This window comes from Mesorhizobium sp. M00.F.Ca.ET.216.01.1.1, from assembly GCF_004010325.2.
Taxonomy (GTDB): domain Bacteria; phylum Pseudomonadota; class Alphaproteobacteria; order Rhizobiales; family Rhizobiaceae; genus Mesorhizobium.
Genome location: NZ_SADR02000023.1, coordinates 117,435 through 125,915, shown reverse-complemented (window position 1 = coordinate 125,915; position 8,481 = coordinate 117,435). Strand labels below are relative to the sequence as shown.

The 8,481-nt window shown below is 65.1% G+C and carries 8 protein-coding genes and 1 pseudogene; 3 read left to right on the top strand and 6 right to left on the bottom strand.

Annotated elements, in window-relative coordinates; genetic code table 11:
- Window positions 1-177: pseudogene (locus EN859_RS26415) on the top strand (ISAs1 family transposase); the annotation flags it as partial.
- A gap of 54 nt (window positions 178-231) precedes the next feature.
- Here EN859_RS26415 and EN859_RS26410 read toward each other — a convergent pair.
- The 5 genes from EN859_RS26410 to EN859_RS26390 form a co-directional block, all read right to left on the bottom strand.
- A complete protein-coding gene (locus EN859_RS26410) occupies window positions 232-2,514 on the bottom strand; it encodes a PAS domain-containing hybrid sensor histidine kinase/response regulator (RefSeq protein WP_127855506.1) in 2,283 nt (760 codons plus the stop codon).
- 102 nt (window positions 2,515-2,616) lie between these two features.
- A complete protein-coding gene (locus EN859_RS26405; protein WP_127855507.1) occupies window positions 2,617-3,606 on the bottom strand; it encodes an MDR family oxidoreductase in 990 nt (329 codons plus the stop codon).
- A 71-nt stretch (window positions 3,607-3,677) separates the two neighbouring features.
- Window positions 3,678-4,166, bottom strand: a complete 489-nt coding sequence (lspA, locus tag EN859_RS26400) for a signal peptidase II (protein WP_127855508.1) — start codon at window positions 4,164-4,166, stop codon at window positions 3,678-3,680.
- Complete coding sequence (locus tag EN859_RS26395) at window positions 4,163-5,023, bottom strand: RNA methyltransferase (RefSeq protein ID WP_127855509.1); 861 nt, start codon at window positions 5,021-5,023, stop codon at window positions 4,163-4,165. The genes lspA and EN859_RS26395 overlap by 4 nt, the downstream gene beginning before the upstream one ends.
- Window position 5,024: 1 nt before the next feature.
- Complete coding sequence (locus EN859_RS26390; RefSeq protein ID WP_127855510.1) at window positions 5,025-6,092, bottom strand: class I SAM-dependent rRNA methyltransferase; 1,068 nt, start codon at window positions 6,090-6,092, stop codon at window positions 5,025-5,027.
- Window positions 6,093-6,209: 117 nt separating this feature from the next.
- On the opposite strand from EN859_RS26390, the gene EN859_RS26385 reads away from it, so the two are divergent.
- Window positions 6,210-6,896 (top strand): YafY family protein, encoded by a 687-nt coding sequence (locus EN859_RS26385; protein ID WP_127855511.1) that lies wholly within the window; start codon window positions 6,210-6,212, stop codon window positions 6,894-6,896.
- A gap of 135 nt (window positions 6,897-7,031) precedes the next feature.
- On the top strand, window positions 7,032-7,412 hold the full coding sequence (locus EN859_RS26380) for a VOC family protein (RefSeq protein WP_127855512.1): 381 nt from the start codon (window positions 7,032-7,034) through the stop codon (window positions 7,410-7,412).
- Window positions 7,413-7,463: 51 nt separating this feature from the next.
- Here EN859_RS26380 and EN859_RS26375 read toward each other — a convergent pair whose 3' ends face one another.
- Window positions 7,464-8,444: an ornithine cyclodeaminase family protein gene (locus tag EN859_RS26375; protein ID WP_127855513.1), complete on the bottom strand. Its 981-nt coding sequence runs from the start codon at window positions 8,442-8,444 to the stop codon at window positions 7,464-7,466.
- Window positions 8,445-8,481: the final 37 nt, after the last annotated feature.

The following is an 8,481-nucleotide window of genomic DNA, read 5'->3' as shown; positions in this document are numbered from 1 at the left end:
GACGACCAATCGCGGCTCAGAAAAGGCCACGGCGCCCTCAACATGGCCATCGTGCGCCATTTCGCCATCAACCTGGTCCGTACCGTCAGCGATAAGCACTCCATCAAACTCAGACGCAAAAAGGCCGCGTGGAGCACCGACTACCTCGCCGCAATCCTCGGCGAGCTCCGCCGTTAACCTGGATTCGGAGCCCTGGGCTGAGGAGCACGCGAGGGACGGGACCGGTGCAGCTCAGGCTGCCACCTGGCCCTCGACCGCATGGACCAGGGCGTCGGGATCGAGAGGCTTGGTGACGAAGCCGCTGGCGCCATGGGCGAGCACCGTATGGCGGGTCTTTTCCTGGCTGTCGGCCGAAAGCACCATGATCGGGACCGGCGGCACGGCCATTGCCTCCTCATGGCGGCGGATGGCGGCGATGGCGTCCAGTCCATCCATCACCGGCATATGCAGGTCCATCAGCACGATGTCGAAGCGGTGCTTCAGTCCGGCGTCGGTGACGGCCTCGACGGCGGCCTTGCCATTGCCGACCACTTTCACGCGATGCCCGGCCTTCAGAAGCGTGGCGCGGGCAAGCATGGCGTTGATGTCGTTGTCTTCGGCGATCAGCACTGACAGGCCCTGCTGGCGGCCGCCGGCATGAACAGGTGAGGAGCCGCGGTTCTCCGGTTGCGGCTGGGCAAGGGCGGGTGCATGGCTGGTCAGGAGCACGCGCAGCAACGTCTCGCCGCGCACCGGCCTTGCCAGGAAGGTGGCGTAGCCGCTGGCGCGGAATTCACCGAGCATGCCGCGGTCGGTGGGTGCGATCAGCGTAATGGCCTCGCAATCGGAAAAACCGCTCTGGCGCAAGCGCTTGAGCAGCCTGCCATCACTGTTCTCCATCGCCGCATCGACCAGGAGCACGTCGCAGCCCCCGGCGAAAGCCGCCGCCTGAGCCGCGGTTGTGGCCAAGTCGACGGCGCCGCCGTGGGCACGGACGGCGCGGGCGATGGCGTCGGCCTCGACCGTGTTCTTCGACACGATCACCGCGCGCCGGCCGGATAGAATGTTCTGACGGTTCTGCGGCGGCTCGGTCGCCGCCGTTGCCGGGATCTCGAAGACGAATTCAGATCCCTCGCCAAGCCGGCTTGACACCGAAATTGCACCGCCCATGGCGGTTACCAGGCGCTTGGAGATGGCAAGACCGAGACCGGCGCCGCCATGCGCCCGGGTCGAGGTGCCGTCGGACTGTTCGAACTCCTCGAAGATGCGCTCCATGTCCTCCTCGTGCAAGCCAGGCCCGGTGTCGGCGACGGTGAAGCATATGCGGTCGGTCGTTTCGGTGCGCGCGCGCGCGACGCTCACCAGCACGCCGCCAGTGTCGGTGAACTTGACGGCGTTGCCGATGAGGTTGAGCAGCACCTGCCTCACCCTGCCCGGATCGGCGGTGATCATCTGCGGCACGTCGGGTTCGACATGGCAGCCGAGACCGATGTTCTTGGCGAAGGCGCGCGCCGCCATGAGTTCGATGATGTTGTCGGCGATCTCGCGCAGCGACGTCGGCTGCGGTTCCGGGTCGAAGCGGCCGGCCTCGATCTTGGAATAGTCGAGCAGGTCCTCGATCAAGGCGAGCAGCGCGCTGGCCGAAGTCGAGACGGCGCCGACATAGGTCCGCTGTTCGGGCGAAAGATTAGTGTCGGCCAGAAGCTTGGCCATGCCCATGATGCCGTTCATCGGCGTGCGGATCTCATGGCTGACGGTGGCTAGGAAGCGCGACTTGGCCTGGCTTGCATATTCGGCCCGCTCGCGGGCGGTGATCAATGACGATTCGGCGCGCTTGCGGGCGGTGATGTCGCGGGCGATCGCCCGATGCGAGACGGCGCCGCTGTCTTTGTCGCGCACGGAGAGTTCGATCCACGAGAACCAACGCGGGCCGCTTGGCGTGCGGATGGCGACATCGGTGGAGCTCAGGCATTCGCGGTCCGAGAAGGCGGCATCGGGGACGATGCCGACATCGATGCCGAGTTCGGCCAGGGTCTTGCCGGCAAGGTCGCGCTGATCGGTCTCGACAAGGCTGGCGAACACCTTGTTGGCATAGACGATGTGGCCGTCGCGGTCGCGATGGACGACGAGATCGCCGAGCGCGTCGATCAGCCCGCGAAAACGCTCCTCGCCCTCCTGCATCTCCCACATGCGGTCGGCCAGCGTCTCGATCTCGGCGCGGCTGCGAGCGGCGGTTTCGTCGAGCAAGGCGGCCGCGCGGCGCTCGGCTCGCTTGCTACGCAGATGCATGGAAAGACCGGCCATGCCGGTCGTCAGCAAACCGATGGTGATGAAGATCGGCGCCCCGGTCAGATGCGACAGCCCTGCCAGCACGGTGATGGCGACCGTCAGGAAGGGCAGGCCTTCGCGATTGGCCGGCGGCAGCTCGGGTGCCAGCGGCGGCGGGGCAAGAAGCTGCCGCTTCAGCGCCTCGCGATCCAGCCCGCCTACGCTTTCAGCACTCTCCGTCTCTCTGATGCCGGATTCCGCGACCATGCGATATCCTTGCCAGACAGAGATTATGGAAGGTTTCGGCGGATCGTTCGAATTTTAGCGGTCGCGCGGCTTTTGCGCCATTTCCTGCCCTATTGGTGGGGCTCACATATCCACCACCACGCGGCCCCTGATCTTGCCGTCGACAATGTCGCGGGCGGCACCGATGATGCCGTCGAAGCCGATGGTCGTGGACAAGGTTGCGAGCTTTTTGCGATCGAGATCGGCACCGATGCGGCGCCAAGCCTCCATGCGTACCGCCTTCGGCGCCATCACCGAATCGATGCCGAGCAACGAAACGCCGCGCAGGATGAACGGGGCGACGCTCGACGGCAGGTCCATGCCGCCGGCCAGGCCGCAGGCTGCGACCGCCCCGCCATAGGAGGTCATCGACAGGACGTTGGCCAGCGTGTGGCTGCCGACCGCATCGATGCCGCCGGCCCAACGCTCCTTGGCGAGCGGCTTCGCCGGCTGGGCAAGCTCGTCGCGTGAAATCACTTCCGCTGCGCCGAGGTCGATCAGATAGGGGCTTTCGGCATTACGGCCGGTCGAGGCGATGACATGATAGCCGAGGCTGGACAGGATCGAGACCGCGACCGAACCGACGCCGCCGGCGGCACCCGTGACCACCACCGGTCCGCGATAGGGCACGATGCCGTGCCGTTCCAGGGCGATGACACAAAGCATGGCCGTGTAGCCTGCCGTGCCAACCGCCATCGCATCATGCGGGCTCATGCCGTCCGGCAGCGGCACCAGCCAGTCGCCCTTGACGCGGGCTCGCCCGGCATAGGCGCCGAAATGGGTTTCGCCGACGCCCCAGCCATTCAATACGACCTTGTCACCCTTGCGCCAGTCGGCATGGGAAGATGAGATGACGGTTCCGGCGAGGTCGATGCCCGGCACCAGCGGCCAGCGGCGGATCACCGGCGCCTTGCCCGTGATGGCGAGGCCATCCTTGTAGTTCACGGTCGTTGCCTCGACCGCGACGGTGACGTCGCCCTCCATCAGGTCGGCTTCGGTGAGGTCCGTTACCGCGACCGACTGCTTCTTCTCGGCGTCACGCGAAACGAGGACGGCTTTGAAGGTTTCGGGCATTTTTTCCTCCTCGGTCTGGCAATGTGCGGATCTTGCGGACTGTGCGGTGACCGTCCAGCGAGGTCAATCGTTCAAGCGTCGGGACCCTGAGGCCTGACCTCGCGGCGCCAGCCGATGAGCTCGTCGAAAACGACCACGGCGGCGCCGACCGAGATGAAGGCATCGGCGAGATTGAAGACCGCAAAGGACCACACCGGCGTGTGGAACAATATGTAGTCGATGACGTGGCCATAGGTGGCGCGGTCGAGCAGATTGCCGAGCGCGCCGCCGACGATCAACGCAAAGCCGGTGCGGGCGACGACGTGACCTGGCGGCGTGCGGGCCGCCAGGTAAAGCACGAAAGCGACGACGAGCACCGCGATGACCACCAGGCCGGTGTCGCCGAAAGACGAAAACATCGAGAAGGCAATGCCGGTGTTGTACGTGCGGTAGAGCGCCAGGAACGGCACGAGATCGAACTTTTCCTGAAAGGCAAGCCCTGTCTCGACCATGTATTTCACCCACTGGTCGAGTGCTATTGCTGCAATGACAAGCAGCGCATAGGGGGACCATGATTTCACGATTTGACATCCTCAGGGGCAAGCTTTAGCGCGCCGCGCCGGATCTCGAACAGCATGATGCCGGTCGCTACCGCGAGATTGAGCGAATCGGCGCGGCCAGCTTGTGGAATCCGCAGCAGCCTGTCGCAGCTTTCGGCCAGGCTGTCGGGCAGGCCCTGCTGCTCGTTGCCCATAAGCAGCAGCACCGAGCCGTTGGAAAAATCGACCGAGCGGTAGTCGACCGCACCCTTAAGATGCGTTCCGGCGACCAGGCCGGGGAAGCTCTTCCGCCAGGCAAGGAAGGCTTCCGGCGTGGCTTTTGTCACCGGCACGGCGAAGATCGAGCCCATGGTGGCGCGCACGGTCTCGACGGAAAAAGGGTCGGTGGTCTCGCCGACCAGGATGACGCCCTTTGCCCCGACGGCATCGACGGTGCGGATGACGGTGCCGAGATTGCCGGGGTCGCGCACCCGGTCAAGTGCCACCCAGACGTCGCCATCTCGAGCACGGATATCCTTCAGTGGCAGGAACTTCTGTGAAAAGACGCCGACGACCATTTGCGGGTTGTCGCGGCGGGTGATGGCGACCAGCACTTTTTCCGAGACTTCGAGCACGGTGCCGCCGGCAGCAACCGTACGCGCCGCCACCTTCTCGACCGCGGGGTTGCCGTATCCGGCCTTGGCGAAGACCAGCGTCCGGATCGACCAGCCGAGGTCGAGCGCGTCGATGATCAGTTTCAGCCCCTCGGCCATGAACGCATTCTGCTGGTCGCGGAATTTCTTCAGGGCCAGCGCCTTGATGTCCTTGATCAGCGGGTTGGCGAGGCTGGTGACTTGTTTTACCTGCCCGGCCACACGGGGGCCCTCGTATCCACTCATTTCAGGCTACCCAGCGTGAGAACAGCGAGGTCGACAGCGCCCGGCCGGCGGATTTTTCGCGGATGATCAGTTCACCCGATTCAACCTTGCCGCCCATGCCGGCAAATGTATCGCGCATCAGGGCATGGATGGCGAAGAAGGAGGCGCGGATCGAATAGGCGGTCAGCACCACGGCAAGCGGCTTCGGCGTCAGGATCGCGCGACAGAGGTCGGTAAGTCCCGGCAGGTCCTCGAACAGCTGCCAGACCTCGCCCTTGGGGCCACGGCCATAGGCGGGCGGATCGAACAGGATGATGTCGTAACGGCTGCCGCGACGCTCCTCGCGTTCGGCAAATTTCACGGCGTCGTCGACGATCCAGCGGATCGGCTTGCTGCCGAGCCCGGCCATCTCCTGGTTCTCGCGGGCCCAGCCGATAGCCTTCCTGGACGCATCGACATGGGTGACCTCGGCGCCGGCGCGGGCCGCCACCAGCGAGGCGAGGCCGGTGTAGCCGAACAGGTTCAGCACTTTGACCGGCCGCTTCGCTGCCGCGATCAGCCCGGCCATATGATCCCAGTGCGAGGCCTGTTCGGGGAAGACGCCGACATGGCGAAACGAGGTGAAGCGGCCGAGATAGTCGATGCCGTCATGCTTCATCGGCCAGGTCTCGCCGAGCGGCGTCCCTGGGAAGCGCCAGCGGCCGATGCCTTCCTCGTCGGTGTCGCCGGTGAAAATAGCGTCGGCGCGGTCCCAGTCACGTGCCGGCAACGCCCGTTGCCAGATCGCCTGGCCTTCGGGTCGGACGATGCGGTAGGGGCCGTACTGCTCGAGCTTTTGTCCGGCGCCGCTGTCGAGCAGCGCATAGTCCTGATTGGGCGCCACTTCGAGGATCAGCGGAAGATGTTCGGCGGGCAAGGCACCTTCGCGGCGCGAAAGCACCCGCTGCGCGGCTTTTGGCTCACGCCGCTCATCCAGCTTGGCTTCTGGCCTGGCCACCCCGCCGGTTTTGCGCGGACGCGCCTGTTCAGCCCTGATTTTCACGGGCTGATGTGGGCGGTTGTCGCGGTTTCGGTCGCGAAAGGATTTCAAGCAAAGTCTCCAGAATGGCTGGCCGCTTTTGACATAGGGTCACCTGCTGCGCAACAAAATGGTCCGGCGCCGTCAGCTACAATGGACCTCGCCCAAGAAACCGGCAAATCAGAGAATATGTCCCGCTCCGAACGCCTGCTCGACCTTATCCAGATCCTGCGCCGTCATCGTCGGCCGGTTAGCGGCCGCACGCTCGCGGGCGAAATGGGCGTCTCCGTCCGCACGCTCTACCGGGACATTGCCACGCTGCAGGGGCAGGGCGCGCCGATCGAGGGCGAGGCGGGGTTGGGTTATGTGCTCAAGCCCGGCTTCATGCTGCCGCCGCTGATGTTCACCGACGAGGAGATCGAGGCGATCGTGCTTGGCTCGCGCTGGGTCGCCAAGCAGCCGGATACGCGGCTTTCAGCCGCCGCCACCGACGCGCTGGCAAAGATCGCCGCAGTGCTACCGGACGATTTGCGTGAAGGGCTCGATACGACCGCGTTGCTCGTCGGGCCGCGCACCGGGCCAACCGAAGGCATCGATCTTAGCCTGGTGCGGCAAGCCATCCGCAACGAGCGCAAGCTGAGCTTTCTCTATCGCGACGCCGGCGGCAGCGCCTCTGAGCGCATGGTCTGGCCGTTTGCGCTCGGTTTCTTCGACAAGGTGCGCGTGGTGGCAGCGTGGTGTGAGATGCGGCAGGATTTCAGGCACTTTCGCACTGATCGCATCTCGGGTCTCAATGCCACCGACATGCGCTACCCGCGCCGCCGCCAGGCGCTGCTGAAGGAATGGCGGACGACGCTCGACAATCCCCGGCGATAGGGCAACGACCCCATCTGGACGTTCTTATTGCGTGGTCGCTGCTGCCAGAATCTGACAGCAGAGCGTCGTATGCTCCTCAAGTCGAAGCAACTTTGGTCGAAGCAACTTTGGTCGAAACCCCTTGGAGAGCAGATCATGACGCCCCCCAATTTCATCATCCTCTATGTCGACAAGCCTGAGCACAGCGGCGCCTTCTACAGCGCGCTGCTCGGACGGGAACCGGTCGAAACCTCGCCGACCTTCGTGCTGTTCGTGCTCGACAACGGCTTCAAGCTCGGCCTCTGGTCACGCCATACGGTGGAGCCGGCGGCTGCAGCCGCGGGCGGCGGCGCGGAGATCGTCTTTGCGCTGGGCACCCCAAAAGCAGTCGACGTCACCCATGCCGACTGGACCGGGCGGGGCTTGGAAATCCTGCAAAAACCGACAGACATGGATTTCGGTCGCACCTTCGTCGCGCTCGATCCCGACAATCATCGGCTGCGCGTTTACTGGCTGTCCGACGGGGAACAGGAATGAGGGAGTAGGGGAGCCGTATCAATTGTGCGGCTTCATGCCAATCAGGCTCCCCTATTCCCCTATTCCCCTGGGCTTGAGCGCCTTGTAGACGGCAATGCCGGCGGCGAGGTCCTCCAGCGCCGCGCCGACCGATTTGAACAGCGTGATCTCACTGGGGCTCTGCCGGCCTTCTTTCTGGCCGCGCGCGAGCTCATGCAGGTCGGCAACAATGGCTTCCGCCTTGAGCACGCCTGAGGCCAGCGGCTGGACGATGTCGCCCGCCTCCTTGGTGGCGCCGGCGCGGGTGTCGACGTAGACGCGTGCGCGCGCGACCGCGTCGTCGTCGCTTTCGCGCATCGCTGGGGTGAAGCCGCCGACCAGATCGACATGGGTTCCCGGCTGTAAAAGCGCGCCCCTGATCAGCGGTGTCGTCGAGATGGTCGCTGATGACACAATATCGGCCTGGCCGAGTTCGGCGTCGAGATCGCTTGCGGCTTCAGCCGCAAAACCCTGGGCACGCAGGCCCGCTGCGACCTTTTTGGCATTGGCCGGTGTGCGGTTCCAGATGCGGATGGTCCTGATCGGCCGCACCGCCGAATGCGCCTTGGCGAGGAACGGCGACAGCGCGCCGGCGCCGACCACCAGCAGCCGCGAAGCGTCCTCACGGGCCAGATAGGAGGCAGCCAGAGCCGAAGCGCAGGCCGTGCGCCACTGTGTCAGCCGCTGGCCGTCAACAAGGGCTTCAGGCTCGCCGGTGACGCCGTCGAGCAGGAGGTAAAGCCCCATCACCGCCGGTTTTCCGATGGCGTTGTTGTCAGGCGACACCGTGACGATCTTGACGCCGACATGGCCGCCCGCCGAGGTGCCGGCGGCGTTGAAGTCGGTCCAGGCAGGCATCAAGAGCAGCGTCGAGGCGGCGCCATCGGGCCGTTCGACCGTATGGTGGTGCCGGACCGGCTGCACCGCGCCCTCGCGAAAGGCTACGCGCAGCGTCTCGACCAGCCCGGGAAAGGTCAGCGCGTGGTCGACCTCGGCGGCCGAAATGGTCAGCATCAGAAACTCCGTGGAGAGAAGAACGCCAACTGGCGGT

What these genes read in the sequence shown, in the direction of transcription:
- EN859_RS26410 (WP_127855506.1), bottom strand. Translation starts at nt 2,514, where the DNA reads ATGGTCGCGGAATCCGGCATCAGAGAGACGGAGAGTGCTGAAAGCGTA.
- EN859_RS26405 (WP_127855507.1), bottom strand. Translation starts at nt 3,606, where the DNA reads ATGCCCGAAACCTTCAAAGCCGTCCTCGTTTCGCGTGACGCCGAGAAG.
- EN859_RS26395 (WP_127855509.1), bottom strand. Translation starts at nt 5,023, where the DNA reads ATGAGTGGATACGAGGGCCCCCGTGTGGCCGGGCAGGTAAAACAAGTC.
- EN859_RS26385 (WP_127855511.1), top strand. Translation starts at nt 6,210, where the DNA reads ATGTCCCGCTCCGAACGCCTGCTCGACCTTATCCAGATCCTGCGCCGT.
- EN859_RS26380 (WP_127855512.1), top strand. Translation starts at nt 7,032, where the DNA reads ATGACGCCCCCCAATTTCATCATCCTCTATGTCGACAAGCCTGAGCAC.
- EN859_RS26375 (WP_127855513.1), bottom strand. Translation starts at nt 8,444, where the DNA reads ATGCTGACCATTTCGGCCGCCGAGGTCGACCACGCGCTGACCTTTCCC.